Origin of the sequence: Leclercia adecarboxylata, from assembly GCF_006171285.1 — a bacterium.
In the GTDB taxonomy this organism is placed as follows: Bacteria; Pseudomonadota; Gammaproteobacteria; order Enterobacterales; family Enterobacteriaceae; genus Enterobacter; species Enterobacter barmai.
On record NZ_CP040889.1, the window covers coordinates 4,433,259 to 4,457,049 of the forward strand.

The window sequence follows — 23,791 nt, forward strand, 5'->3', positions numbered from 1 at the left end:
TCAGACGATCTTCTTCAGGGCGACGTGGTAGAGCAGCATGATGGTTTTGCCATCGACGATAATGCCGTCATCAATGGCCTGTAAGGCCTGCTCAATCGGCCACTCCAGCACCTCGATGTCTTCGCCTTCGGCTTCGATGCCGCCGCCTGCGCCGGTACGATCGTCAGGGCGATATTCCGCGATGTAAAAGTAGAGTTTCTCGGTGACGGAGCCGGGACTCATAAAGGCTTCGAACACCTTTTCCACCTGGTCAATCTGATACCCGGTCTCTTCTTCCGCCTCGGCTTTGATGCGCTTTTCCGGCGACATGTTATCGAGCAGGCCTGCGGCGGATTCGATCAGATAGCCGTCGTGCCCGTTGATATAGACCGGAAAACGGAACTGACGGGTGAGGATCACCGTTCGTTTTTCGCGGTTATAGAGCAGGATGGTTGCGCCGTTGCCCCGGTCGTAGGCTTCGCGGTTCTGGCGCTGCCACTCCCCGTTGCGGCGACGCAAATCGAAGGTGTATTTTTTGAGTGTGTACCAGTCATCCGACAAGATTTTGCTGTCGAGAATGCGTACTTCTGCACGTATTGATTGCACGATGCCTCCTGTTTACGTAGAGTAATCATCATAATCTGCACATTCGTGCAAAATCAAGATCGAAACATGCAACTTCAGGAATGTCTCATGCTCACCCGACAACGCAAACAGCTGATCCTTGAAAAACTGAGTACCGAAGGGCAGGTGCTGTCCAAAATCCTTAGCCTTGAATTCCAGGTGTCGGAAGATACCATTCGCCGGGATTTGCGCGAGCTAGCGGCCGACGGGCGTTTACAGCGGGTACACGGCGGCGCGTTGCCGGCGTCGAAGGCGGTGTCCAGCTTTGCCGAGCGCAGCCATCTCGGGATCGATGCCAAAAAGCGGGTGGCGCAGAAGGGGGTTGAACTTATCTCCCCCGGCCAGATCGTGATGATTGATGGCGGGACCACCACCACGGAGCTGGTTCGCTGCCTGCCTGCGGACCTCTCTTTCACGGCCGTTACCCACAGTCCGGGCATCGCCCTGGCGCTGGTGGAGCATCCCCGGGTTGAGGTGATCCTCATCGGCGGACGCCTGTTCCGCCACTCTGTCGTCACGGTGGGCGCCGCCGCGATTGAGGGTATAGAGCGTATCCATGCCGATCTGTTTTTCATGGGCGTGACAGGTATTCACCCGGAAGCGGGACTGACCACCGGGGATTACGAAGAAGCGTGCATCAAACGTGCATTTTCCGGCAGAGCGGCCGAAACGGTGGTGCTGGCGTCGCCGGAGAAGATTAATACCGCTTCGCCATTCCTGATCGGCGACCTTTCGCTGATTAATACCGTGGTCGTTGAAGATGATACCGACAGCCGCTGGGTGGAGGCGGTGGTTGGGCTGGGGGTGTCGGTTGTTAAAGCGTGACATGGAAAAAGATCAGAGATAAATCTATAATATTGTGTGTTAACGCCATAATTATGAGTTAAGAGACAATATAATGGATTTAAACTTCAGGAAGCCCGAGGAGATCGTTAAGTCGCTGAGCGAGCGGTTACGGCAGGAGCGTATAAGACGCCAGTTCACCCAGGCTGAGCTGGCGCAACGGGCTGGCGTAGGGGTCAATACGGTGTCAAATCTGGAGGCCGGGCGTAACGTCGGCTTTGAGGTCGTGGTGCGCGTGGCCATGGTGCTGGGTCTTGGCCATGAGCTGGAAAACCTGTTTATGCCGAAACTGGAGAGTCTGGACGATCTTCGCCGCTTCGAAGTCAGCGCTTCGCGACAGCGAATAAGAAAAAGGAGTCATAATGCCTGATCGTGTCGAAGTCTGGTACGAGGGTTGGGGAGAGCGCTGGCTGTGGGGAACGCTGGCTACCACCACAGCACTAACCCGCCGTCCGTTGATCTTCTTTGAATACAGCCAGCAGGCGCTTGAGAAAGGGTTTGAACTATCAGCACATACTCTTGCGCTGAAGGGTGAAAAACTGCGGCGAAATTTTCCTGAGCATCAGTTAGGTCTGCCTGGGCCAGTATATGATTCCCTGCCAGATGGTTGGGGGATGCTGCTGATGGATCGCCTCTTCAGGCAGCGCGGACTGAATGCGGCGCGCATTGGTCCACTGGAAAGGCTCACCTGGATTGGCAGCAATGCCATGGGAGCAATGTCCTTTGTTCCTGTTCAGGATGAACTTGCGGTGCCCCAAAGTGATATCCCGTTGACTCAACTTGCAGACGAGGTAAGGGAGGTACTGGAGGGCGAAGGCGGGGCATTTTTACATCGACTGCTACAAATGGGTGGTTCGCCACAGGGCGCGAGACCTAAAGCGTTACTGTATCGTGACGCTGCCACAATGCGATTCACCACGGTTCCTGTGAAAGACTATGAACCCTGGCTCATCAAGTTTCCCGCCAGAGGCGAACATGCCGAGGTGTGCGCTATCGAGAAGGTATATGCCCACTGCCTGCGGGAGTGCGGCATTGATACACCGCAAACGGAATATTTTGATCTGCCGGGTGGTCATGCGGCTTTTGCCAGCAAACGTTTTGACCGCGAATCAGGCATGCGCGTGCCAATGCAAAGCCTGGCGGCATTTACCGGGGCAGATTATCGCGTTCCCGGCTCCCTGGACTATGCCACCTTTTTGCGGGCAACGCAGGTTTGTACTAACGATGTACGCGAAAAGGCGCGCGCCTTTGCCCGCATTGTGTTTAACGTCATTTTCAATAACCGGGACGATCACCCGAAAAACTTTGCTTATCTGATGTCGGCTGACGGCACATGGACGCTGGCACCGGCGTTTGATGTTACGTGGAATGAAGGTCCGGGGGGATATCATCAGATGGACATAATGGGAGAGGCGCTGAGTATTCAGAAACAGCATTTGATATGGCTGGGCACGCAGGAAGCAGAGCTTAGCGAAACGCAGGTCAGGGAACTCATTTCCCGCATAGCCGATGTCGGCAGTAGATTTTCTGCTTATGCCGAAGCGCTACTCCCGGGAAAAATTACCCCGGCTACCCGTCGCGCAATCCAAACACAAATTGATGCCAATATAAACCCGCTCCGTTAATCCCAGGAAGAGCGCAGCCGTATAAGCTACGCTTTTGCAGTAACCTGTTCATTACTAAGGACTGCGTGATGCTGCAAAAACTTAGCGTTGTCACCCTTGCCTGTCTGCTCTTTACCGGGTGTATGTCCATGTCCAGTGAAGGCACCTCGCCGGAAGAGAAGAAGTTTCGTAAAGTCGAGGCCGCGGCGAAAGAGTGTTCTGAGATCGTAAAAAACCAGACCATCGAACTCACCGCCGAGGGCAAAGACGCCAATACTCGCTGGACGACCATCGATTACGTGGTGCCTGGTCAACAGGACCGCACCGTGGAGTACCGCACTTCATCGGTGCTGGATAACGGCGAGCCGGGCAAGGCGTGGCAAACCTGCATGTCGGACAAAAAAGCCCTGGTTCCGGAGCTGAAAATATAGGGGCCTGGACTCCCCGGGGATGGGAACAGGTGTCTACTGATACCTGATCCAGCCAACCGGCAGGGGCGCGCGCCTCAGCCGGTTTTTTTTATTTGTGGACGGTGGCGGACTGGTCCTGCAGACAATATGCTACAACACCTTATATGACCTGTACTGCCTGGAGGCACGAGACAATGATAGCGATTGATCTCTCTCACTTCACACCGCTCAGCAGTCTCGGCGGCGGATTGTTAATCGGCCTTGCCGCTATTCTGCTGATCCATTTTTGCGGACGCATCGCCGGTATCAGCGGCATTCTCTCGGGGTTGTTATCGAAGCCAGAAGGGTGGCGCATTGCCTTTTTAGCCGGTCTTATCGGTTCGCCTCTGCTGTATAGCCTTTTCTTTACCTTACCCGAGATAAACGTGCAGACCTCCTGGCCGATGATTATCGTCGCCGGCTTGCTGGTGGGGGTGGGAACGCGTCTGGGGTCCGGGTGTACGAGCGGACATGGCGTCTGTGGGCTATCGCGTTTTTCTAAGCGATCTCTGGTGGCGACGCTGACCTTTATGGTGACGGGGATTGTTACTGCCACTGTCGTGGGTTTCTGGCTGGGTTAAGGAGGCATTATGTTGATGGTGATGGCGTTTCTGTGCGGTCTTATTTTTGGCGTGGGTCTGCTGATAAGCGGTATGGCGAATCCGGAGAAAGTGCTTAACTTTCTCGATCTCTCTCATCCCTGGGATCCCTCGCTGGCGTTTGTGATGATCGGGGCGATTGCCGTGGGGATCGTCGGTTTTGCCCTGGTCAAACGCAGAAAAATGGCGTTTTGCGGGGTGCCCATTGTCCTGCCGACGAATACGACCATAGACAGGGCGCTGGTGGTCGGGGCCATCCTGTTTGGTCTCGGCTGGGGGCTGGCGGGGATCTGTCCCGGCCCGGCTCTGGTATTAACCGGGACGGGCGCCGGGAAAGGGATACTCTTTGTGCTGTCGATGCTCACCGGCATGGTGCTGGTTAGCCGGTTTCGTTCATCCTGACCGGCACCACTCACGCATAGTGATTCTGAGATGTGCCGATCCGTCTGGCGGTCATATATCGCGTCTGCCAGTAAGGGTCGGAAAGATGTGAGATCGCCACACCCTGACTTACCGAGGCGTGCATAAAGCGATCGTCCCCAAGATAAACCCCGACATGATGAACGCCCGGCTTAGTGATAAAGAACACCAGGTCGCCCGGCTGTAGTTCACGGGTGGATACATGACGTCCCGTCCGGCTCTGCTCGAGAGCGGTTCTTGGTAGCTGCAGGTGCCAGGCAGACATCATGACGCGTCGGGTAAAGGCAGAGCAGTCAATACCGCTATGGCTGTCACCACCCCAGCGGTAATGGGTTCCTCTCCACGCCACATACGCCGTTGCCAGTTTATTTTTGACGTTATCAGGTACAGAGCCGGAGTAGGCAATGTGTTCTGTCTTCAGCGGCGTATGATGGTGGCCGGTGGCGGGCACAAATTCGAAGGCACAGGCAAATTTTACTGGTAAACAGATTATAATCAGGGCTTTAATTAACGTCTTCATTACAGGATCGTTTCAGGGCTGGGTTAATTCTCCTTACGTATTGCGCAAAAGCGTCTTTAAGCCCGGTGACGATAAACCGGGGGTAAAGACTGAAATTCGTTAATTATTGTTTTCTGCCATGAACGTCATGCGCTCATTTATTGAGCGATAAAGTACACATAAAATCACCAACCCAGAACCTTTAATGAATCCACTTTTGGACCATTAATCGCTTGAGAAAGAGATCGCTATGAAACTCTATGTATATGAGCATTGCCCGTTCTGTATCCGCGCAAGAATGATCTTTGGCCTGAAAAAGGTGCCTCATGAATTAAACGTGATTATGGAAGGGGACGCCGAAACGCCAACCCGCATGGTCGGCAGAAAGGTCGTGCCAATCCTGCAAAAAGAGGAGGGCGTTTACATGCCGGAAAGCATGGATATCGTCCATTACGTCGACCAGCTTGATGGTGCGCCGGTTATTAAAGGTGAATGCGATCCGCTGATTGACGCCTGGTGTAAGGACAATACGCGTACCGTATTCAATCTGGCGATCCCGCGTTTTACCCGGGCTGATTTCAAGGAGCTGTCCACCCCCGCCGCGCGTGAGGCCTATACCCAACGTGAGATTAAGGCATTTGGCGATCTCGAGGCGTTAATGGCCAACAGTCAGACGTATATCGACACGCTGGTGGATGAGCTGGGTAAAATCGAGGCGTATTTACGCGCCCGAAACGCGATCGGCATTACCGATTTTTATCTTTTCCCGGTGCTGAACTCGCTGACCATTGTGAAGGACTTCCCGTATCCGGACGCCCTGAGCGGCTATCTGGAGCACGTTGCTACGTCCTGTCATGTCCCGCTGTTTACGGATAAAGCTCTGTAGTGAAAAGGGGGCTTGCCCCCTTAACCGAAGGCCGCGAAAGTTTCCGCTATCACCAGGCTTCTGGCAGCGGCCGGTCGATAGAAATCAGTTTTCCACGCTTCATCGTGATATAGCCTCCGGCTTTCAGATCTGCGAGCACACGAAAAACATGCGTACGTGACAAATTCGTCCGTTTGATAATAAACAGCGCCAGCCCTTCGTTCTCTCCTTTATGGGTATTCTGCCGATAGAGATAGCGATACAGCATTGGTTTGATGGTCTGGTAGCTGCTCACCTGACGGCGTTCATTATGCAGATCGATAGTGAAGATCGACATAAAGGTCAGAATGGTCGCTAATGCCTGTGCGCGCTCGGGGTCGCCGTTTAAAAACAGACGGTCGAAATCTTCCCAGGATATTTTTACCAGCTGTACCCTTGCGCTGCTGCGATAATCAAACTTCGCCAGAGGACAATATCTTTCCATCAGACCTATTGGCATCAGCTCGATAGTATTGCCAATATTCAGGCCATTCTCAGGCATTAATATTGACAGCGAACCCTCGGTGCAAAAATAGATAAACCCAGCATCAAAAGCTAAGTTTTTATTTGCTGGAACGGTCACCGGTTCCCCTTCGGCAATTATTTGCGATAACAGGCTGTCAAAATTAAGTTGCTGATAATAAATGTGGATATCCTGAAAATTCACGCTATGCCTCTCGCTGCGCCCTGTGCCGTGGTACGAAGTATAGCAGCGATAGCCCACAAGACTTGAACGGATCTGACGGCAATAAATCATCAGTCCCATATGGGACTATTCACTGAAGCCATTCTCCTTAAAATATCCCTCAATGAGTCCGCATTTGAATTATCCGCCGCATAATATTGATGGCGGTACAAATAATCTAAGAGGCCGTTCAATGAAATTAAATAAAATTGCTAAACAACTGGCACTGGCCGGTGTTTTAACCTCGCTGTCAGTTTCTGCATTTGCTGAGATGCTCCCGCTGGATGCGACACCAGCAACCCGGGAGGCAAATAACGCGCTGTACAACAAACTGCCGTTCAACGATAAAACCGACTTTGAAAACGTGCATAAAGGCTTTATCGCCCCGCTACCGCAGACCGAGCTCAAAGGGCCGGAAGGTAACGTTATCTGGAACCCTGCGAAATATGACTTTGTGAAAGAGGGGGTGAAAGCGCCGGATACCGTTAACCCGAGTCTGTGGCGTCAGTCGCAGCTAATTAACGTGGGCGGTCTGTTTAAAGTGACTGACGGCGTTTATCAGATCCGCAACCTCGACCTCTCAAATATGACCATTGTCGAAGGTGAGAAAGGCATTACCATTATCGATCCGCTGCTGAGTGCCGAGCCTGCCAAAGAGGGGCTGGAGCTTTACTATGCAAACCGCGGTAAGAAACCGGTTGTCGCCGTCCTGTTCACCCACAGCCACGTTGACCACTATGGCGGTATTCGCGGCGTGGTTGACGAGGCTGATGTTAAGTCGGGTAAGGTGAAACTCTATGCGCCAGCAGGCTTCATGGAGGAAGCGGTGTCCGAGAACATTATGGCCGGTACCGCCATGAGCCGCCGCGCCAGCTATATGTACGGTAACCTGCTGAAACCTGATGCCAAAGGGCAGGTGGGCGCGGGTCTGGGGACGACCACTTCAGCGGGTACCGTGACGCTGCTCCAGCCGACCAACTACATTACCCATACGGGGCAGCAGGAAGTGATCGACGGTTTAACCTATGACTTTATGATGGCGCCGGGTTCGGAAGCACCGTCAGAGATGCTCTGGTACGTTAAAGAGAAAAAGATGATCGAGGCTGCTGAGGATGTGACTCACACCCTGCACAACACCTATTCTCTGCGCGGGGCTAAAATCCGCGATCCGCTGGCATGGTCTAAATACATCAATGACGCTATCGAACGCTGGGGCGGCGATGCGGAAGTCATTATCGCACAGCACCACTGGCCAACCTGGGGTAACGACAATATTGTCAAGCTGATGAAAGGTCAGCGTGATATGTACCGTTACATCAATGACCAGACCCTGCGTATGGCCAACGAAGGCCTGACCCGCGACGAAATCGCCGCCAACTTTAAGCTGCCGGAGTCGCTGGAAAAACAGTGGTCCAGCCGCGGGTATTACGGTTCTGTCAGCCATAACGTTAAAGCAACCTACGTCTATTACCTTGGCTGGTTCGATGGCAACCCGGCTACCCTTGACGAGCTCCCGCCGGAACAGGCCGCGAAGAAATTCGTTGAATATATGGGCGGTGCCGATACCATCATGCAGAAAGCCAAAGCCGACTACCAGCAGGGTAACTACCGCTGGGTGGCGCAGGTGACCAGTAAAATTGTCTTTGCCGATCCTAAGAACGCAGATGCCCGCAACCTTGAGGCGGATGCGCTGGAGCAGCTGGGATATCAGGCCGAATCCGGCCCGTGGCGTAACTTCTATCTGACCGGCGCACAGGAATTGCGTAATGGCGTGATGAAAGGGCCAACCCCGAACACCGCCAGCCCGGATACCGTACGTGCGATGACGCCTGAAATGTTCTTTGACTATCTGGCGGTTCATATCAACGGCGAGAAAGCAGGTAAAGCGAAAGCGGTGTTCAATGTCGATCTTGGAAAAGACGGCGGCAAGTACAAGCTGGAACTGGAAAACGGGGTGCTGAACCATACCGCGAACGCACGGGCGAAAGATGCCGATGCCTCCATTACTCTGGATCGCGCCGTGTTGAACAAAATCCTGCTGAAAGAGGAGACGCTCAAGCAGGCTGAAGGGAATGGGGACGTGAAGATTACCGGTGACAGTGCGAAGCTTGATGAAATGCTTGGCTACATGGACAAATTTGAATTCTGGTTCAACATTGTTACGCCGTAAGAGATTGTGCTCAGTAAAGCTGCCTCCGGGCAGCTTTTTTCGTTTGATAATTGAACCTGACGTCATCCTCCTGTGAAGCAGGTATACTCTGGGCTTCACAAAAGATGAAACCGGACCGCGATGAAAGACGATATCCATCAGGACATTACCTTCCGCAAGCTCAGCGTTTTTATGATGTTTATGAGTAAGGGTAATATTGCCCGTACCGCAGAGGCCTTAGGGCTCAGTAGCGTCAGCGTTCATCGGGCACTGCATACCCTGGAAGAGGGCGTGGGCTGTCCGCTGTTTGTCCATAAGGGGCGTAACCTGCTGCCGCTGCCTGCCGCCTGGACGCTGCTGGAGTACTGTCAGGACGTTATTAGCCTGATGAACAAGGGGCTGGATGAGACCCGCAAAGTGGCAGGCGTCGGGCGCGGGCGGTTGCGTATCGGCACGCTCTACTCCCTGACGCTGGAAACGGTGCCAAAAATTATCATGGGCATGAAGCTGCGTCGGCCTTCGCTGGAGCTGGATTTAACCATGGGCTCTAACCAGATGCTGCTGGATATGCTCGAGGACGACGCGCTGGATGCGATCCTGATCTCCACCGACGAAGGTGAATTTGCCGGTTCTAAATTCGACGTTGTGCCGCTGTTTCATGACGATATCTTTCTTGCCGCGCCGGGAAGTGAAAAGCTCAACGCCACGCAAACGGCAGATTTACGTGACTATGCGGATCGGAAATTTGTTTCACTGGCTGAAGGTTTCGCCACCTACGCTGGTTTCCAGGAAGCCTTTAATATTGCTGGATTTGAGCCGGAGATTGTCACCCGCGTAAATGACATTTTCTCGATGATAAGTCTGGTGCAGGCGGGGGTGGGCTTTTCCCTTATCCCCGGGCGTATGAAAAAGGTCTACGAGAATGACGTCCAGCTTCTGAAGCTGGCGGAGCCCTATCAGATGCGCCAGCTGATTTCGATTGTCTATATGCATCACCGCGAGCGGGACCAGGATCTGCTGGCGCTCGCGGCAGAAGGGCGGATGTACGCCCGTGGGCTGGTGGTTTAATTCTGGCGGTTAAGCCGTTTCACCAGATGCTGCACCACTTCAATGCTGTTACGTTCCCGGCAAATCGCATCGCCCTGCCAGCCTGCGAGATGGGTAAGCCCTGTCAGGACGCTGCCCGGCGGCATTTCAATTGCCAGACGCGCGTCGCGCTGGTTGGCAGAAACCATGGCGTCCTGCCACTGGACGGTGCGGGCCATATTAAACGCCAGATCGTCGGCGATTTTTTGCGGTTCCCACAGCACCCGCGCCGTCGAACCGCTCAGATAGGTGCAGTAAGGGCGTGACAACGTCACGGATTGAAAGGCCTGCGCCAGCCTTGCCGCCGGTTTATCCAGCAATGCGCAGTGGGAAGGAACGCTGACGGCCAGCCGGGTGGCTTTACTGGCTCCCGCATCCAGCGCTTTTTGCGCGACGTTCGCCATCTCGTCATCGCGACCGGCGATCACAATCTGCGTTTCCGCATTGAGGTTAGCGATATACGTCTCGCTGCCCGCCATCAGTTTTTCCAGCTGCGAAAGCTGCAAACCCACAATGGCCGTCAGGCCGTAACCCTGCGGATAGGCCTGCTCCATCAGCTCGCCTCGTAACGCCACCAGGCGAAGGGCATCTTTAAAGTCGAGTGCGCCAGCGATCACGGCCGCAGGATAAGCCCCAATGGAGAGGCCGCTGACCATATCCGGTTTGACGTTGTGGGCAATTAACTCGCGGGCCCAGGCGACACCGGCGATCAACAAACACAGCTGAACCGCTCGGGTATGTTTCAACGATGCTTCGCTGTCCAGTTGGTATGTCTCATCCCCCAGAACGGCGCTCACGTCGTTGAGAATGGCTTCACGATCGGGAATATGATGCAGCATGCCAGCGCGTTGCGTGCCCTGGCCTGGAAAGGTAAAGAGGATTTTCATTCTGGCTCCCTGTGCCATGGCGTGGCGGTCAGCTGCGGGCCGGTGGCCGTTTTAAGCAGGACGCGTCCTTCGCGGAGCCACTCATTAAGCGCAAAAGCGCCTGAGGGTGTCTCGACCTGGGTATCGGCGCGGCAGGGCAATTTTTCGGCCTGAGCCTGCCACTGACGCAGTTCCTCGTCGGTCAACGGCTGCGGGGCGCGGATAAGCAAATCGAGATCGCTGTCGGCATGAAGCACAGGTATCTCCGTTGCCAGCGCATATGCGGTACTACCGGTAATGCCCCAGTGCCAGGGCCATGCGAAGGTGGTAAGCAAAATAGCCGCCTGGAGAGGCGGCTGAGAAACAAAAGGCGAGTGCAGGAGGCGTTCGCGTTCAGCCAGCGTTTCCGGCGACATCACGCGGGAAACGCTTTCTGCCTTCACCCATCCCGCGGCGCGTTGTTCGCGCTTCATGCCGCGCACGCCAACCGGAATATCCTGCTGCGCATTCACATCGCGCCGGACCACAACGGGCAAACCGGTATGCCACTGGTTTGCTACCCATGCCTCCTGAATATCAAGGAGAGCATCACGGCTTTTCAGCCACAGTAAGTCGTGAGGGCGCGGTGTGAACGTCATTTTAAATACCTGAAGTGAGTGTGATAAACAGCGGTAACGACAGGATACACAGAACGGAGCTCAACAGCAGCACGGCTTCTGCATCCGGTGACTGCACGCCAAAGCGGTTGCCGAACACCACACCGAAGAAACCGGCAGACAACGCAATCATCAGGATCGCGGTGATAGCCACGGAGCCATGCAGACCAAAGGCGATAACGATACCCCAGGCGATGAACGGCTGGATCAGCAGTTTGGTGACCGTCGCGATCCCGACCATGGCGTTCAGCTTCAGCTTGCGGGCCGAGAGGATCACACCGGTCAGGAACAGCGCCGCCGCGGTTGCCGAGAGGCCCAGAGGCTTAATTGCAGCCAGCAGCAGGTCCGGCATTTTGATACCGATAGCGGACAGAATCACCCCGAGCAGCGGGCCCATCACGATAGGTTTTTTCAGTGAACGCCACATCAGTACCGGCAGCATCGCAAGGGTAGAACCGCTGTTTTCCCCCGCGGCACGCGCTTTCTCACGCTCCAGGATCAGCAGACAGAACGGCGTCATCAGTACCGAACCACAGGCGATAGAGACCGCGACCGACAGAGAGGTGGCAGAGCCTTCACCCAGCACGCTGCCCAGAATAGGCAGGCCCAGTGCGGCATAGTTTGGCAGGGCCACAGTCAGCGTCAACACGGCGGCATCCTGCGGTGACTTTTTAAAGATGCTGGTGGCGGTAAAGTAGATCGCCGCATAGGTGATCCACATTGCGCCCGTCAGCACCACAATCAGCGGAGACTGGGCAACAATACCCGCCCAGGGGGTCTGCACGGTGGCGCTGAACAGCGCAGCCGGCAGGGCAAAATCCATTACGAAAATATTCAGGAGCGACACATTCTTGTTGTCGACCATTTTGGCTTTACCGGCCCAGAAGCCGAGCAGCATGATGATAAAAATCGGCGCAAGGGCATGAACAATTACATAAGTCATAGATCACCTGTAGATAAAAAAATTAACACTGACGCGATGGTTATAATTTTCTAAAAGCGAGTTGACCGTGGGCGCTATGTTGCGCCCGACGGGACCGCTTTCGGCAGGTCTTTTTTTACGTACTTTGTACTGCTCGTTACCAGGCGGCGCGCATTTTCTCACGCACCAGCGCGGAGCTACGGCGATTTTCCGCGCCGAGGCGGTTTGTGAGGCCGGGATCTTTACGGGCATCGGCAATGGCTTTTTGCACGGTGATTTCTACCGTTGCCAGATCCGCATCAGAGGGTGCATCCGGATTGCTGAGGGTCAGCAGATCCGACAGCAGGCCCAGGGTGGCGTAGTTACTGACGTCATAAGCCATTGGCGGAATGGTTGCTGCCAGTTTTTCCAGGGCATCAACGGTACGCAGGGTAATACGTGCGGCGGACTCTTTCCCCATCGCATGCACCAGCACGCCTTTATCGTTGATGGCGATCAGGCGGTTAGCCTGATAACCGTGCGCCAGAAACGCGCCGGACATCGCTTTACCAACGATAAGACCGATCACCGGATGGCCCGCCAGACGCGCTTTGGCATAGGCGCCAGCAGCCCCTGCCAGCGCCAGGTGGATCCCGAACGCTTCCTCACGGCGGCCATAGGCCTGGCTGGGAACGTCGATCACCGCCACAATCGGGCGCTTCACATCGCTGTTGGCATCAGCATCGATGGTTTCATTGACCACTTTGGCCAGCGTCCAGCCCTCGAGCAGGCCCACTTCGCCTTTCGCCGCGCGTGGGTAATGGTTGTTGGCGTCGGGTACGACTGCGATAAAGCGGACGTTTTCGCCGTTCAGCGGCGCATCGGCCACCTGAACGGAAGGGCACAGGCCGCTCATGCGCGGGGCGTTCGGGGCCAGTTTTTCCAGCCAGATGGCGGCGCGGTTTTTGGACTGAGTCATCATTTCACCTCCCCGGCGAAAAGCTGTTTGATTTGCGCGGTATCGGCCTGCTGGCGCGTGTCGAAGTTCGACAAGCGAGCCAGGAAATCGGCATATTTATCGCTGCGGTGCTGAGCCGGAACGCCTTTGGCGATCGCCTCGTTCATGGCGGTTTTCACGGCGTTGACGCCGTCGCCCACCAGCGCATCCACCAGGCCGCTTTCGTAACGAATTTCGCCGCCGGTCATGCTCCAGATAAACGGACTGTCGCGGGAGTCATACTCTTCAATCCCGGCTTCCTGTTCGATAACCTGCGGACCGTTCAGGCCAAGCCGCGCTTCGCGGGTGACGATCAGGTAGCTGCACAGCGCCGCGGCGATAGACATCCCGCCGAAGCAGCCGACGGTGCCGGTAATAATGCCGACCACCGGGGTATAGCGACGCAGATCGACAATCGCGGCGTGAATATCAGCGATAGCCGCCAGACCGAGATTGGCTTCCTGTAAACGCACGCCGCCGGTCTCCAGACTCAGCACAGCCTGCGTCGGGATGCCGTTACGGTTATCTTCGGCAGCCAGCTCCAGCGCCGCCGCCATTTTGGCGCCGGACACTTCACCCATGCTGCCGCCCTGGAAGGTACCTTCGATGGCAATGACCACAGCGGACTGGCCATTAATGGTGCCGCGAGCAACCACCATACCGTCGTCGGATTGCGGAACCACGCCCTGCGGCGCAAGCCACGGAGACATAATGCCTTCGAACGGATCGAGCAGTTCGCGGTAGCTGCCTTCATCCAGCAGCTCGTGGGCACGCTCACGGGCGCGCAGTTCAATAAAGCTGCGATCGTTACGCATGGCTCACCTCTTCAAATACCTGTTCGATACGAATGCGCGCCACGCCAGGCGTTGCGCCGAAATCGTGGATCACCAGCTTGCCCGCAGGCAGACCGCTGGTCAGATTCAGGCGCTCGAACAACGCGTTCCAGCGGCGGGTACTGTTATCCACGGAGGTGGTGATATCGATGCTGAGGGCATCTCCAGCGGCGGCGGTGAACAGTACTTCCATATCACCGGAGCCTACAACGCCTGCCAGCGCTTTGCCCTGAAGGGTACGGCTGGCAGGAAATGACAATGTAATGTGTTCCATAACATCCTCTTTAAAATGAGCAAGACGCGGGCTGGCAAACCCTGTCGAGAAACAGCGTGGCGGCGAGCAGATCGGCGGCACCACCGGGGGACGCGTTAAGGGCCAGCATCTGCGAATCCAGACGAGCCAGCGCCTGACGGCCTTTCGCGGTTGCGCTGCCGCCCGTTGCAAGCACGGCACGGGCACCGCTCTGCATGGTTTCCAGTCCCGGCATGCCGGCACGCGATAGCACGCAGGTGTCGCTGAGCGAGGTCATGATCGCCATCAGCGCGTCAATGTGGGCTTCGCTTTCGCTCGCACCCTGCGCACGGCTGAGCAATAGCTGCGGCAGCGCCAGCGTCATCACGTGGGGAAACGCCTGCTGGGCCTCTTCACGCGCGCCGGGCACCCGATACTGATGGGTGGCTTTCAACCCTTTGCTGAAGAGTTTCGGCGCCGCGTTATCGGGCAGACGGGCGAGGAGGGCGGCGGTATCCGCCATCTGCTGCGCGCTGGCATTGCCGTTCAGCATGGCGGCTGCGCTGACCAACAGGCCGAGCGCCCAGATAGCGCCGCGATGGGTATTAACGCCCCCGGTGGCGGCCATCATCTGCCGTTCACCTTCACGCCCAAGACGACCCACGGTTTCGCGCAGGGCGATGTCGGCAGGACGTTGCCAGCTCTGTCGGGCCAGTTGCAGAAACGTTGGGGTCAGGCTGTGCGCAGAACGCTCCATCAGAGCTAAGGACAAATCGTGATGCGCCCCGTTTCCCCGGCTGTCCACCAGACCCGGTTTCGGGCTTAATCGCGCTTCGTCGATCAGGCAGTCGCGGGCAATCGTCGCCAGCAGCTGTGCCTGACCCTCTGACTGAGTCTGTGACAGGAGTTTCATTACCAGCTCCGGAATTTCGCAGGTGGGTTGTACAGACCGTCGGACCACTCAACCAGATCCGCAACGCTGCTGGCAGCCAGCAGGGAACGGGTGGCTTCAGAACGGCGAATGCCGATATCTTCCGGATACACCACTTTGCCGCTCTTACGAAGTTCCGCCACGCGTTTCGCATCAACGCCAAGACCGATATCGGTGATGCCAGCCACTGCGGCAACCATGGCGCGGCGCTCTTCAATACTGTTTGCACGATACAGGTAGGCGATACCTTCTTCGGTCAGAACGTGAGTCACGTCATCGCCATAAATCATTACCGGTGCCAGCGGCATGCCGGAGGATTTTGCCACCTCAACTGCATCCAGCTGTTCAACGAACGTTGGCTTAACGCCAGCCTGGAAGGTTTCCACCATCTGCACGACCAGTTTTTTACCGCGCTGCATTGGGTCGGGTTCGGTGATCATATTCAGCCATGCCGGTGTAGCGTGACGACGACCGTGAGGATCGTGGCCCATGTTCGGCGCACCGCCGAAGCCGGAAAGACGACCCCGGGTCACGGTTGAGGAGTTAGCCAGGCCATCCACCTGCAAAGTAGAGCCGATGAACATATCGACCGCGTACTGGCCTGCCAGCTGGCAGAACGCGCGGTTGGAGCGCATGGAGCCGTCGGCACCGGTAAAGAAAATGTCCGGGCGGGCACGGATGTACTCTTCCATCCCCAGTTCGCCGCCGAAACAGTGCACGCTCTCAACCCAGCCGCTTTCAATCGCCGGGATCAGCGTTGGATGCGGGTTCAGGGTCCAGTGCTTACAGATTTTGCCTTTAAGACCAAGCTGTTCGCCGTAAGTGGGCAGCAGCAGTTCGATCGCGGCGGTGTTGAAACCGATACCGTGGTTCAGGGACTGGACCTGATGTTCGGCGTAGATGCCTTTAATCGCCATCATCGCCATCAGGATATGTTCCTGCTTGATCAGGCGCGGATCGCGGGTGAACAGCGGTTCGATAAAGAACGGCTTATCGGCGACGACGACGTAATCAATCCACGAGCCCGGGATATCCACGCGAGGCAGGTCGCATTCGTCATCGACGATTTCATTAACCTGGGCGATAACAATCCCGTCACGGAAGGCGGCGGCTTCTACCAGGGCCGGGGTATCTTCGGTACTTGGCCCGGTGTAGAGGTTGCCTTTGCGGTCGGCTTTGTAGCCGGCAATCAGCGCCACATTCGGGCAGAGATCGACGTACAGGCGCGAATAGAGTTCGATATAGGTATGAATAGCACCGATCTCCAGCTGGCCGTCCTGCAACAGCTGTGAAATGCGCAGGCTTTGCGGGCCTGAGAAAGAGAAATCGAGCTTGCGGGCGATACCTTTTTCGAAGATATCCAGATGCTCGCTGCGACCCACGCTTGGCATGATCATATGCAGGTCGTGAATTTTTGCCGGGCTGACTTCTGCAAGCTTGCGGGAGAGGAAATCGGCCTGCTTCTGGTTATTACCTTCCAGCACCACGCGGTCGCCGGGGGCAATCAGTTTTTCCAGGGCATCCACCAGATCGTCGGTGGGGATGACTTTACCCTGCAACGGAAGGGAAGCGACGCGTCGGGCCTTTTCGCTGCGACGTGTGTTCCAGTTCCGGGCCGGACTTTGGCCAGCATTCATTTTTAACCTCCTGATTCAGCAAATCATTTTTGCCTAAATTTATGCTGCATTAAGTCTGCTCCGTAAGGAGTAGTGCATCAATTAAGCTAAGAAACAGATTGTTAGCCTGAGAGTAATGATTCCGTGTGACATTATGAGGGGGCGATCAAAGCAGGATGGTTAAGTATGGACTACCTGCGAGGATGAGAAGATTTAACTTGATCAGGTAGAACGATCGTTCTACCATTAAGTCATGAACAAAAACACGACAAACACCCGAGAAAAAATTCTCGCTACCGCTGAGCAACTCATTTACGAGAACGGTATTCATGCCACCGGCATGGATCTTCTGGTCAAGACCTCAGGCGTGGCGCGGAAAAGTATTTATCGCCATTTCGCCAACAAAGACGAAGTGGCGGCTGCGGCGCTGAACGCGCGGGATATTCGCTGGATGGAATGGTTCAGATCTGAGTGTGACAAAGCGGATACGCCGCAGGAACGCATCCTGAATATGTTCACCGTGCTCAAAGGCTGGTTTGAGTCAGAGGAATATCGCGGTTGCGCCTTCATCAATACTGCGGGAGAAGTAGGGGACAGTGCCGATCCGGTGCGCCAGATCGCCAGACTGCATAAACAGAAAATACTGGATTACGCCTTCGAACTGACCGGGCAGCTGAATATTGAACACGCCTCAACCCTGGCGAGGCAGTTACTGTTATTGATTGAAGGCGCCATCACCCTGTCACGCGTTATGGGTGATTACCGCGCCGCAGATGATGCCCGAAATATTGCTCAGCTATTACTGAAACAGGTTTCGTAAAACAGACCTGGGTTCCTGGAATAAATACTCAATGAAATATCCAATGATGCTGGAGGCTCCACCATGTCTGATGCACAAATTCGTCCGCCGCTTCCTCCGTTTACTCGTGAATCCGCGATTGAAAAAGTCAGGCTCGCTGAAGATGGATGGAATAGCCGCGACGCGGAAAAAGTTTCGCTGGCTTACTCTCTGGATACCAAATGGCGTAACCGCGCTGAGTTTGCCAATAATCGCGAAGAAGCCAAAGGATTCCTGGAGCGCAAGTGGAAGAAGGAGCTTGAGTACCGTCTTATTAAAGAGTTATGGGCATTTGGGGAGAACCGCATTGCAGTCCGCTACGCCTACGAATGGCACGATGATTCGGGTAACTGGTTCCGTTCTTACGGCAATGAGAACTGGGAGTTCGGGGAGGACGGGCTGATGCAGCGCCGTTTCGCCTGTATTAACGACATGCCTATCAAGGAAAGCGAGCGCAAGTTCCACTGGCCGCTGGGGCGTCGCCCGGACGATCACCCGGGGCTGAGTGATTTGGGGCTGTAAGATTTAGATCTTTACCGTGCTCATGCAAGCACATTATGGCTGCAAGATAAGCCAGTAACTGCTATACTGTATGCATACACAGTATAGGGGGTGCAGAATGGCTGTTGAAACAAAATTTGTCGTCGTAAGAAAAGGTGAAGAGAAAATGACATTTGCCAGTAAGAAAGAGGCTGACGCTCACGACAAACTGCTTGACCTTGCAGAAGCGTTCACCGACTGGCTGTTGCAGAGCGGAATGCAGATGGATGAGACGCAGGCTGAAAATCTTGGGCTGTATCTCGCCGAGCAGAAAGAGGCCGTGCAGCATATTCTGCGTACCAGCAAGCTTCCCGATCTCAATGCCGCAACTGCAACAGAGAAAACAGAGTCTGATGTGGAAGGTGGTAAAAAAATCAGAGCCGTCAAAGCTGCCTGATTGCCAGAACACATCATTACTGAGTCTGATGCCGTGAGCGGGAAACTGCTTGCGGCTTTTTTTGGATGGGTATTCAGATGTCCGGGGCAGGGTAAGGCTCTAATTTCTCTGTTGTGTCATTTTGTAGATGTCATCATTTTCACGCTTTCCAACACCAATCACAGTTACCGTGATAATTGCGTCTTCGACACGGTAAACCAGTCTGTATCCTGCGCCACGCAGTTTAATTTTGTACTGATCTTTTCGGCCATGTAACTGCGAAGCCGGAACACGAGGGTTTTGAAGCCGTTCCCGGAGCTTCTTTTTGAACTGTTCCTGTATGGTATGTCCCAGTTTTTTCCATTCTTTTAATGCAGATTCGTTAAATGCCAGCTTATAGGTCATCAATATTGACCTCAATGACCCGTTCATTTGCTCGCTCGTCGATGATACGACCGAGCTCCTCATCCTCAAGAATATCCATAAGCTGAGCATAAAGAGCCGGAGGAACACAGTAGAAAGCGGGTTCATTGCGGTTAAGAATGGCAACAGGAGCACCTTCGCCAGCATTGAAGGTTCCCATTGGGTCGCGTTTAAGTTCGGTGATGCTCGCAGCAGTAGTGGTTAAAATTTGAAATGGCATGATATGTCTCCTGGTTGACGCCTCAATTATAGCGCCTTTAATGGTGCCAATAATAGCGTCCTGAATGGCATCCTGGTGCGAGGGCGTGATTCTTTATTACAGGAGACTTGGATTGAAAGATCCAACAGAAAGCTACAACTACAACCTTAGTGCGCATAATGTATATTATGTTAAATTAGATGTAAGGGTCACTCAGTCTACCAGCCGCAGCCATTCCCTCCTCTGTCCATCTTGCGTTTTCAATCAAGGTGAAATCGAATTCTCCTTTGTTCCAGTATCCCTGCAGAAACGGCTTTTACTTTCCAAAATTTATTTTTAAACAGCGAATAGCACTTCTTGCTCGGTTTACTATAAGTCCGCTTATTATATTTATCCTATCAATAAATCAATGATACCTCAGCGCATCGACCTGCTCTGCGCTCTGTTTTTTTTTGTGCCTCGGGTGTCACCACAATTAAGAGATTTGATATGACTATTAAAAAATTACGCTTCATTTTATTGCTGGCCATTCCTGCTCTGGGCCTCGCGTCTGGCGGCTGGTTTTATTTAAACAGTGGCCGTTATGTCGAAACCGATAATGCCTACGTGAAAGCCGACAAAACCGCGATCGGTGCGGAAGTTTCCGGGCGCGTTATTAATGTGGCGGTCAGAGAAAATCAGCACGTCAATAAAGGCGACCTTCTGTTCAACGTTGATCCCAAACCCTATGAACTGGCCGTCTCGGAGGCCAAATCAGAACTCAATGATACGGTTATCGCGTTAAATACCATCAAATCCCAATACCAGAGCAAACTTGCCAACATCGCGGTATCGAAAAGTCAGCTTGCTTATGCGCAACGTGAAGAAGGACGTTTGCACAGGCTGAACGGTCCGGGATATGTATCTGCTTCCGATATGGATGGTGCTCACCAGAAAGTTTTATTAATGAAGCTCGAAGTTAATATGCTGCAAAAACAGTTGCAGGAAGTGGCAGACAGCTTTGGCGGCGATATTGCCACGCCAGTTGAGCAACATCCGCGTTATAAAAAAGCCCTGGCTGAACTTAATACTGCTAAAAACAACCTTTCCCATGTGAATGAATACGCCCCCTCCTCCGGCAGCATTACCAAAGTGCTGCAAGCCGGGGAATTTGTGCAGAGCGGAACAACGGCAATGCTGTTGGTTTCGGACAGCAATCTCTATGTCGAAGCTAACTTTACCGAAAAAGATCTGGCCCATATCCGTGACAACCAGCTTGCTGATATTAACGTCGACTATGCACCCGGCGTAACCTGGCACGGTAAAGTCAGTAGCATCAGCCCGGCAACAGGCGCGGAATACGCAGTGATCCCGGCGGAGAACGCCACCGGCAACTGGGTAAAAGTGACGCAACGTGTACCGGTGCGTATCCGTCTGCAAACCGAATCGGATAAACCGCAGCTTCGGGCTGGTCTGAGCGCCACCATCAAAATTAATACCCAGGCTGATGCCGGTAGCGCTTCCTGAGGAGGGGCTTATGTCTGATGTCATTACGGCTCCGCTGCCGCAAAAGAAAAGTGCGGACCACCGCATGTTGATTACCTTTTCGGTAATGCTGGCGACAATCATGCAGGCGCTGGATACCACCATTGCCAACGTTGCATTGCCGCATATGCAGGGAGCTATGGGAGCCACGCAGGATCAAACATCCTGGGTTCTCACCTCTTACATTGTGGCGGCCGCCATCACCATGCCTCTGACCGGGTTTGTCTCTGCCCGTGTTGGCCGCAAGCGTCTGTTTGCCTGGTCCGTGGTCGGTTTCACCCTCGCCTCTATGCTCTGCGGCGCGGCGCAGTCTATCGATCAGATTGTCCTTTTTCGTCTGGTGCAGGGAATTTTTGGCGCAAGCCTGGTGCCGCTGTCGCAGTCGGTCATGCTTGATGCCTGGCCAAAAGAAAAACATGGTTCGGCCATGGCGATGTGGGGTATGGGCGTAATGATAGGTCCAATTCTTGGACCTTCACTGGGGGGATGGTTAACCGAGTACTACAGTTGGCGCTGGGTATTCTATATCAACATTCCGTTTGGCGTGCTGGCCTGGCTTGGGATCACCGCCTTCGTCAAAGAAACGGTGATCGACAATAAGCGTAAGTTTGACCTGTTGGGCTTCTTTTTGCTCAGCGTGACGATTGGCAGCTTGCAGCTATTTCTCGACCGTGGTGAGTCGAAAGAGTGGTTCTCAAGCGGTGAAATTATTATTGAAGCCGCTCTCGCGGGCGCGGCACTGTACCTGTTTATCGCGCATATTTTCACCTCGAAAAAACCTTTTATTGAACCAGGAATTTTCCGCGATAAAAATTTCGTTGTCGGACTGCTGTTCAGTTTTGGTATGGGCACTATTCTGCTGGCAACAATGGCGCTGATGCCGCCGCTTTTGCAGGGTTTTATGCACTATCCAGTGATTGATGTCGGTCTGCTGATGACGCCACGCGGGTTCGGCACCATGTTCAGTATGATGATTGTCGGACGTATCGCCGGCAAAGTGGATTTACGTTATGTCATTGCCGCAGGCGTGGTGATCATGGCTATTTCACTCTGGCAGATGACGCATTTCAGTATGTGGATGAGTCAATGGGATATTATCAGTAGCGGTGTGGTACAAGGTATTGGTATGGGGCTGACGTTCGTGCCGCTCTCCACCCTCACCTTTTCAACGCTGGCACCAAAATATCGTACCGAAGGGACCTCTCTCTATTCGTTAATACGCAATATTGGGAGCAGTATTGGCATCTCTGCAGTCACCACGTATTTAGCGCAACAGAGTCAGCGTAATCACAGCATTTTTGCTGAATTTATTAATCCCTTTAATAAGGCCCTGCATGAGAATATTCACCACGGAGCCTACAGTCTGCATAGCGCATCCGGGCTAATGGCGATTAATGGGGAAGTTACGCGTCAGGCGACAGTGCTGGCTTATTATCAGGATTTCCGCCTGATGATGTTCTTATGTTTACTACTCTTACCCCTGGTGCTGCTCTTTTCCAAACCAACACGTGTGGAAGAACCGATTCTGGAATAATGCGTTTTCCCGCCTGCTCTGCTAAGAAAATTTATTTTTAAATGAATTTGCGTTTAGGTCTTCACAATGAGTTTGTTAGCATTTCCGCTGTTTTTTATTCGCGGCAAATAAAGCCGTTTTAGAAAAAGGGAAAAGTAGGCATGATCAATAAAAAAAATATTGTGGCAGTCACCGTCTGTACGTTAATGATGGCCAGTGCAAGTGCGCTGGCTGCTCTTCCGTCAGGTAACAGTGATAATGGCATGAATACGAATCCGGGCTCTGATACAGGTACTCAGGGCACCGGCGGCGTGGTCCATTTCACCGGAAAAATTACTGACGCATCCTGCAACGTCAGCACGGATACCGCGGGTCAGACTGTGGATTTGGGCACATGGGCCGCCTCTTACTTTGCAACCCAAAAAGAGACCACCCGTACCCCTTTCCATATTTCGGTGGAGGGATGCCCTGATTCGGTCAAATCCGTTGCCGTTCTGTTCGATGGTACAAAAGACGCTACCGATAATGCGCTGCTGGGCCTGAATTCCGCCGTAGACAGCGACGGAAATACGGCAACAGGCGTGGCCGTTAAGCTGTACGAAAGCGATCGTAATACTCAGATTAAAATTGGCGATGTCTCCAAAAGCGTCACTCTCGCCGAAGGCGAAGACTCTACAACCCTCAATTTTTACGCAAACTACAATGCCACCGCTGACAACGTCACCACCGGTGAAGCAGATGCAGATGCGAACTTCCTGATGGTTTATAACTAATTTGTCAAATAAGCAGAAAATATTCTGCTTATTTAATTCTCAGCGGAAATCAACATGGATAAGAAAACACTAGCAATACTGTTTTTGTCATTGGGCTGTTCCCTTTCAGCACATGCCGGTGTTGTCATGGGCGGAACGCGTGTTGTTTACCCTCAAGGGCAACGGGAAGTTGCCTTTTCAATTACCAATATGGAAAAAGAGACTCCCTATTTAATCCAGTCCTGGATAGAAAACTTTAGCAGCACCGATAAATCAGCCCCTCCGTTTGTTGTCACGCCAACGTTATTTCGTCTTGATGCTGAGCAAAAAAATACGCTGCGGATCAGCTATCTGGGGACCCCCTTGCCTTCTGACCGTGAGTCCGTTTTTTGGCTCAATGTCAAAAACATTGCGCCAACCAGGAAAGCAAACAGCAATAAATTACAGATTAACGTCAAATCGAAATTCAAACTCTTTTTCCGTCCATCTGGCTTAAAAGGTGATGCCGCTCTGGCCTATAAGCAGCTGAAATTTACCTGCTCCGGTAACAGATTGACCGTGAAAAATCCTTCGCCATGGTTCGTCTCCTTTTATCGAGTCAAGGTGGGTAATACAGAATTAAACGATCCTGGGATGGTGGATCCGTTTGCCGAGCGTAGCTGGAATACATCCTGTGCGGGAGCCATTAGCTGGCAAGCGATCAATGATTTTGGTGGGCTGACGCGCCTGGCCACTCAGTCCTGAAATGCGTCT

29 protein-coding genes are annotated in these 23,791 nt (G+C 53.7%); 16 read left to right on the top strand and 13 right to left on the bottom strand.

Annotated elements, in window-relative coordinates; all coding sequences use genetic code 11:
- Nucleotides 1-585 carry an NUDIX domain-containing protein gene (locus FHN83_RS23090; protein WP_039028799.1) on the bottom strand — a complete coding sequence of 195 codons (585 nt, stop codon included), beginning with the start codon at nucleotides 583-585 and terminating at the stop codon, nucleotides 1-3.
- A gap of 87 nt (nucleotides 586-672) precedes the next feature.
- Between FHN83_RS23090 and FHN83_RS23095 the strand changes: the two genes are divergently transcribed.
- The 6 genes from FHN83_RS23095 (at nucleotide 673) to FHN83_RS23120 (ending at nucleotide 4,500) form a co-directional block, all read left to right on the top strand.
- Nucleotides 673-1,428, top strand: a complete 756-nt coding sequence (locus FHN83_RS23095; protein ID WP_139565056.1) for a DeoR/GlpR family DNA-binding transcription regulator — start codon at nucleotides 673-675, stop codon at nucleotides 1,426-1,428.
- A 73-nt stretch (nucleotides 1,429-1,501) separates the two neighbouring features.
- Nucleotides 1,502-1,816, top strand: coding sequence for a helix-turn-helix domain-containing protein (locus FHN83_RS23100; protein ID WP_218015337.1), 315 nt, complete (start codon nucleotides 1,502-1,504; stop codon nucleotides 1,814-1,816).
- Nucleotides 1,809-3,071, top strand: coding sequence for a type II toxin-antitoxin system HipA family toxin (locus FHN83_RS23105; protein WP_139565058.1), 1,263 nt, complete (start codon nucleotides 1,809-1,811; stop codon nucleotides 3,069-3,071). The genes FHN83_RS23100 and FHN83_RS23105 overlap by 8 nt, the downstream gene beginning before the upstream one ends.
- A 68-nt stretch (nucleotides 3,072-3,139) precedes the next feature.
- Nucleotides 3,140-3,481: a hypothetical protein gene (locus FHN83_RS23110; RefSeq protein ID WP_139565059.1), complete on the top strand. Its 342-nt coding sequence runs from the start codon at nucleotides 3,140-3,142 to the stop codon at nucleotides 3,479-3,481.
- Between the two features lie 173 nt (nucleotides 3,482-3,654).
- Nucleotides 3,655-4,080 (top strand): YeeE/YedE family protein, encoded by a 426-nt coding sequence (locus tag FHN83_RS23115; RefSeq protein ID WP_255588891.1) that lies wholly within the window; start codon nucleotides 3,655-3,657, stop codon nucleotides 4,078-4,080.
- A 9-nt stretch (nucleotides 4,081-4,089) separates the two neighbouring features.
- The gene (locus FHN83_RS23120) at nucleotides 4,090-4,500 is read left to right on the top strand and encodes a DUF6691 family protein (RefSeq protein WP_139565060.1); all 411 of its coding nucleotides are present in this window, start codon (nucleotides 4,090-4,092) and stop codon (nucleotides 4,498-4,500) included.
- Between the two features lie 10 nt (nucleotides 4,501-4,510).
- On the opposite strand, the gene FHN83_RS23125 is transcribed toward FHN83_RS23120, so the two are convergent.
- Complete coding sequence (locus FHN83_RS23125; RefSeq protein ID WP_139565061.1) at nucleotides 4,511-5,038, bottom strand: C40 family peptidase; 528 nt, start codon at nucleotides 5,036-5,038, stop codon at nucleotides 4,511-4,513.
- Between the two features lie 229 nt (nucleotides 5,039-5,267).
- On the opposite strand from FHN83_RS23125, the gene grxB reads away from it, so the two are divergent.
- Nucleotides 5,268-5,903, top strand: coding sequence for a glutaredoxin 2 (gene grxB / locus FHN83_RS23130; RefSeq protein ID WP_139565062.1), 636 nt, complete (start codon nucleotides 5,268-5,270; stop codon nucleotides 5,901-5,903).
- A 49-nt stretch (nucleotides 5,904-5,952) separates the two neighbouring features.
- On the opposite strand, the gene FHN83_RS23135 is transcribed toward grxB, so the two are convergent.
- Nucleotides 5,953-6,588: a helix-turn-helix domain-containing protein gene (locus FHN83_RS23135; RefSeq protein WP_039028791.1), complete on the bottom strand. Its 636-nt coding sequence runs from the start codon at nucleotides 6,586-6,588 to the stop codon at nucleotides 5,953-5,955.
- A 211-nt stretch (nucleotides 6,589-6,799) separates the two neighbouring features.
- On the opposite strand from FHN83_RS23135, the gene FHN83_RS23140 reads away from it, so the two are divergent.
- Nucleotides 6,800-8,776 carry an alkyl/aryl-sulfatase gene (locus FHN83_RS23140; protein ID WP_139565063.1) on the top strand — a complete coding sequence of 659 codons (1,977 nt, stop codon included), beginning with the start codon at nucleotides 6,800-6,802 and terminating at the stop codon, nucleotides 8,774-8,776.
- A 120-nt stretch (nucleotides 8,777-8,896) separates the two neighbouring features.
- Complete coding sequence (locus tag FHN83_RS23145; RefSeq protein WP_139565064.1) at nucleotides 8,897-9,823, top strand: LysR family transcriptional regulator; 927 nt, start codon at nucleotides 8,897-8,899, stop codon at nucleotides 9,821-9,823.
- Here the strand turns inward: FHN83_RS23145 and mdcH are convergent.
- From mdcH to mdcA, 8 genes are all read right to left on the bottom strand, one after another.
- A complete protein-coding gene (gene mdcH, locus FHN83_RS23150; protein WP_139565065.1) occupies nucleotides 9,820-10,728 on the bottom strand; it encodes a malonate decarboxylase subunit epsilon in 909 nt (302 codons plus the stop codon). The two genes, FHN83_RS23145 and mdcH, sit on opposite strands and share 4 nt — an antisense overlap.
- On the bottom strand, nucleotides 10,725-11,345 hold the full coding sequence (locus FHN83_RS23155; RefSeq protein ID WP_139565066.1) for a malonate decarboxylase holo-ACP synthase: 621 nt from the start codon (nucleotides 11,343-11,345) through the stop codon (nucleotides 10,725-10,727). Before FHN83_RS23155 ends, mdcH begins: the two co-directional genes overlap by 4 nt.
- A gap of 1 nt (nucleotide 11,346) precedes the next feature.
- Nucleotides 11,347-12,306, bottom strand: a complete 960-nt coding sequence (locus FHN83_RS23160) for an AEC family transporter (protein ID WP_138368933.1) — start codon at nucleotides 12,304-12,306, stop codon at nucleotides 11,347-11,349.
- A 136-nt stretch (nucleotides 12,307-12,442) separates the two neighbouring features.
- Complete coding sequence (mdcE, locus tag FHN83_RS23165) at nucleotides 12,443-13,243, bottom strand: biotin-independent malonate decarboxylase subunit gamma (RefSeq protein ID WP_139565067.1); 801 nt, start codon at nucleotides 13,241-13,243, stop codon at nucleotides 12,443-12,445.
- A complete protein-coding gene (locus FHN83_RS23170; RefSeq protein ID WP_139565068.1) occupies nucleotides 13,243-14,076 on the bottom strand; it encodes a biotin-independent malonate decarboxylase subunit beta in 834 nt (277 codons plus the stop codon). The genes mdcE and FHN83_RS23170 overlap by 1 nt, the downstream gene beginning before the upstream one ends.
- On the bottom strand, nucleotides 14,069-14,368 hold the full coding sequence (gene mdcC, locus FHN83_RS23175) for a malonate decarboxylase acyl carrier protein (RefSeq protein WP_138368935.1): 300 nt from the start codon (nucleotides 14,366-14,368) through the stop codon (nucleotides 14,069-14,071). The genes FHN83_RS23170 and mdcC overlap by 8 nt, the downstream gene beginning before the upstream one ends.
- A gap of 10 nt (nucleotides 14,369-14,378) precedes the next feature.
- A complete protein-coding gene (locus tag FHN83_RS23180; RefSeq protein WP_139565069.1) occupies nucleotides 14,379-15,239 on the bottom strand; it encodes a triphosphoribosyl-dephospho-CoA synthase in 861 nt (286 codons plus the stop codon).
- Nucleotides 15,239-16,894 (bottom strand): malonate decarboxylase subunit alpha, encoded by a 1,656-nt coding sequence (gene mdcA, locus FHN83_RS23185; protein WP_039028781.1) that lies wholly within the window; start codon nucleotides 16,892-16,894, stop codon nucleotides 15,239-15,241. The genes FHN83_RS23180 and mdcA overlap by 1 nt, the downstream gene beginning before the upstream one ends.
- A gap of 232 nt (nucleotides 16,895-17,126) precedes the next feature.
- On the opposite strand from mdcA, the gene FHN83_RS23190 reads away from it, so the two are divergent.
- The 3 genes from FHN83_RS23190 to FHN83_RS23200 all read left to right on the top strand — a co-directional run bounded on the left by FHN83_RS23190 (nucleotide 17,127) and on the right by FHN83_RS23200 (nucleotide 18,648).
- Nucleotides 17,127-17,693 carry a TetR/AcrR family transcriptional regulator gene (locus tag FHN83_RS23190; protein ID WP_139565070.1) on the top strand — a complete coding sequence of 189 codons (567 nt, stop codon included), beginning with the start codon at nucleotides 17,127-17,129 and terminating at the stop codon, nucleotides 17,691-17,693.
- A gap of 63 nt (nucleotides 17,694-17,756) precedes the next feature.
- Entirely contained in the window at nucleotides 17,757-18,233 is a 477-nt protein-coding gene (locus FHN83_RS23195) for a DUF1348 family protein (RefSeq protein WP_139565071.1), read from the top strand.
- 97 nt (nucleotides 18,234-18,330) lie between these two features.
- Nucleotides 18,331-18,648: a YebG family protein gene (locus FHN83_RS23200; protein WP_039028778.1), complete on the top strand. Its 318-nt coding sequence runs from the start codon at nucleotides 18,331-18,333 to the stop codon at nucleotides 18,646-18,648.
- A gap of 99 nt (nucleotides 18,649-18,747) precedes the next feature.
- Here FHN83_RS23200 and FHN83_RS23205 read toward each other — a convergent pair whose 3' ends face one another.
- Together FHN83_RS23205 and FHN83_RS23210 are read right to left on the bottom strand one after the other, a co-directional pair.
- Complete coding sequence (locus tag FHN83_RS23205) at nucleotides 18,748-19,032, bottom strand: type II toxin-antitoxin system RelE family toxin (protein ID WP_139565072.1); 285 nt, start codon at nucleotides 19,030-19,032, stop codon at nucleotides 18,748-18,750.
- Nucleotides 19,022-19,270: a type II toxin-antitoxin system Phd/YefM family antitoxin gene (locus FHN83_RS23210; RefSeq protein WP_139565073.1), complete on the bottom strand. Its 249-nt coding sequence runs from the start codon at nucleotides 19,268-19,270 to the stop codon at nucleotides 19,022-19,024. The genes FHN83_RS23205 and FHN83_RS23210 overlap by 11 nt, the downstream gene beginning before the upstream one ends.
- Nucleotides 19,271-19,738: 468 nt before the next feature.
- Here FHN83_RS23210 and FHN83_RS23215 point away from each other — a divergent pair, with 468 nt between their 5' ends.
- The 4 genes from FHN83_RS23215 to FHN83_RS23230 all read left to right on the top strand — a co-directional run bounded on the left by FHN83_RS23215 (nucleotide 19,739) and on the right by FHN83_RS23230 (nucleotide 23,782).
- Nucleotides 19,739-20,755, top strand: a complete 1,017-nt coding sequence (locus tag FHN83_RS23215; RefSeq protein ID WP_139565074.1) for an HlyD family secretion protein — start codon at nucleotides 19,739-19,741, stop codon at nucleotides 20,753-20,755.
- 10 nt (nucleotides 20,756-20,765) lie between these two features.
- Entirely contained in the window at nucleotides 20,766-22,307 is a 1,542-nt protein-coding gene (locus FHN83_RS23220) for a DHA2 family efflux MFS transporter permease subunit (protein WP_176556522.1), read from the top strand.
- Between the two features lie 140 nt (nucleotides 22,308-22,447).
- Nucleotides 22,448-23,059 (top strand): fimbrial protein, encoded by a 612-nt coding sequence (locus tag FHN83_RS23225; RefSeq protein ID WP_138368941.1) that lies wholly within the window; start codon nucleotides 22,448-22,450, stop codon nucleotides 23,057-23,059.
- Nucleotides 23,060-23,113: 54 nt separating this feature from the next.
- Nucleotides 23,114-23,782 carry a molecular chaperone gene (locus tag FHN83_RS23230; RefSeq protein WP_139565075.1) on the top strand — a complete coding sequence of 223 codons (669 nt, stop codon included), beginning with the start codon at nucleotides 23,114-23,116 and terminating at the stop codon, nucleotides 23,780-23,782.
- Nucleotides 23,783-23,791 lie beyond the last annotated feature (9 nt).

Bases quoted from the DNA above. Each gene is read 5' to 3' on its own strand.
- FHN83_RS23215 (WP_139565074.1), top strand. From the start codon at position 19,739: ATGACTATTAAAAAATTACGCTTCATTTTATTGCTGGCCATTCCTGCT.
- FHN83_RS23230 (WP_139565075.1), top strand. From the start codon at position 23,114: ATGGATAAGAAAACACTAGCAATACTGTTTTTGTCATTGGGCTGTTCC.
- FHN83_RS23180 (WP_139565069.1), bottom strand. From the start codon at position 15,239: ATGAAACTCCTGTCACAGACTCAGTCAGAGGGTCAGGCACAGCTGCTG.
- FHN83_RS23110 (WP_139565059.1), top strand. From the start codon at position 3,140: ATGCTGCAAAAACTTAGCGTTGTCACCCTTGCCTGTCTGCTCTTTACC.
- FHN83_RS23210 (WP_139565073.1), bottom strand. From the start codon at position 19,270: ATGCCATTTCAAATTTTAACCACTACTGCTGCGAGCATCACCGAACTT.
- FHN83_RS23170 (WP_139565068.1), bottom strand. From the start codon at position 14,076: ATGCGTAACGATCGCAGCTTTATTGAACTGCGCGCCCGTGAGCGTGCC.
- mdcE (WP_139565067.1), bottom strand. From the start codon at position 13,243: ATGACTCAGTCCAAAAACCGCGCCGCCATCTGGCTGGAAAAACTGGCC.
- FHN83_RS23225 (WP_138368941.1), top strand. From the start codon at position 22,448: ATGATCAATAAAAAAAATATTGTGGCAGTCACCGTCTGTACGTTAATG.
- FHN83_RS23115 (WP_255588891.1), top strand. From the start codon at position 3,655: ATGATAGCGATTGATCTCTCTCACTTCACACCGCTCAGCAGTCTCGGC.
- FHN83_RS23095 (WP_139565056.1), top strand. From the start codon at position 673: ATGCTCACCCGACAACGCAAACAGCTGATCCTTGAAAAACTGAGTACC.
- mdcA (WP_039028781.1), bottom strand. From the start codon at position 16,894: ATGAATGCTGGCCAAAGTCCGGCCCGGAACTGGAACACACGTCGCAGC.
- mdcH (WP_139565065.1), bottom strand. From the start codon at position 10,728: ATGAAAATCCTCTTTACCTTTCCAGGCCAGGGCACGCAACGCGCTGGC.
- FHN83_RS23155 (WP_139565066.1), bottom strand. From the start codon at position 11,345: ATGACGTTCACACCGCGCCCTCACGACTTACTGTGGCTGAAAAGCCGT.
- FHN83_RS23190 (WP_139565070.1), top strand. From the start codon at position 17,127: ATGAACAAAAACACGACAAACACCCGAGAAAAAATTCTCGCTACCGCT.
- mdcC (WP_138368935.1), bottom strand. From the start codon at position 14,368: ATGGAACACATTACATTGTCATTTCCTGCCAGCCGTACCCTTCAGGGC.
- FHN83_RS23145 (WP_139565064.1), top strand. From the start codon at position 8,897: ATGAAAGACGATATCCATCAGGACATTACCTTCCGCAAGCTCAGCGTT.
- grxB (WP_139565062.1), top strand. From the start codon at position 5,268: ATGAAACTCTATGTATATGAGCATTGCCCGTTCTGTATCCGCGCAAGA.
- FHN83_RS23220 (WP_176556522.1), top strand. From the start codon at position 20,766: ATGTCTGATGTCATTACGGCTCCGCTGCCGCAAAAGAAAAGTGCGGAC.
- FHN83_RS23140 (WP_139565063.1), top strand. From the start codon at position 6,800: ATGAAATTAAATAAAATTGCTAAACAACTGGCACTGGCCGGTGTTTTA.
- FHN83_RS23195 (WP_139565071.1), top strand. From the start codon at position 17,757: ATGTCTGATGCACAAATTCGTCCGCCGCTTCCTCCGTTTACTCGTGAA.
- FHN83_RS23120 (WP_139565060.1), top strand. From the start codon at position 4,090: ATGTTGATGGTGATGGCGTTTCTGTGCGGTCTTATTTTTGGCGTGGGT.
- FHN83_RS23200 (WP_039028778.1), top strand. From the start codon at position 18,331: ATGGCTGTTGAAACAAAATTTGTCGTCGTAAGAAAAGGTGAAGAGAAA.
- FHN83_RS23105 (WP_139565058.1), top strand. From the start codon at position 1,809: ATGCCTGATCGTGTCGAAGTCTGGTACGAGGGTTGGGGAGAGCGCTGG.
- FHN83_RS23205 (WP_139565072.1), bottom strand. From the start codon at position 19,032: ATGACCTATAAGCTGGCATTTAACGAATCTGCATTAAAAGAATGGAAA.
- FHN83_RS23160 (WP_138368933.1), bottom strand. From the start codon at position 12,306: ATGACTTATGTAATTGTTCATGCCCTTGCGCCGATTTTTATCATCATG.
- FHN83_RS23100 (WP_218015337.1), top strand. From the start codon at position 1,502: ATGGATTTAAACTTCAGGAAGCCCGAGGAGATCGTTAAGTCGCTGAGC.
- FHN83_RS23125 (WP_139565061.1), bottom strand. From the start codon at position 5,038: ATGAAGACGTTAATTAAAGCCCTGATTATAATCTGTTTACCAGTAAAA.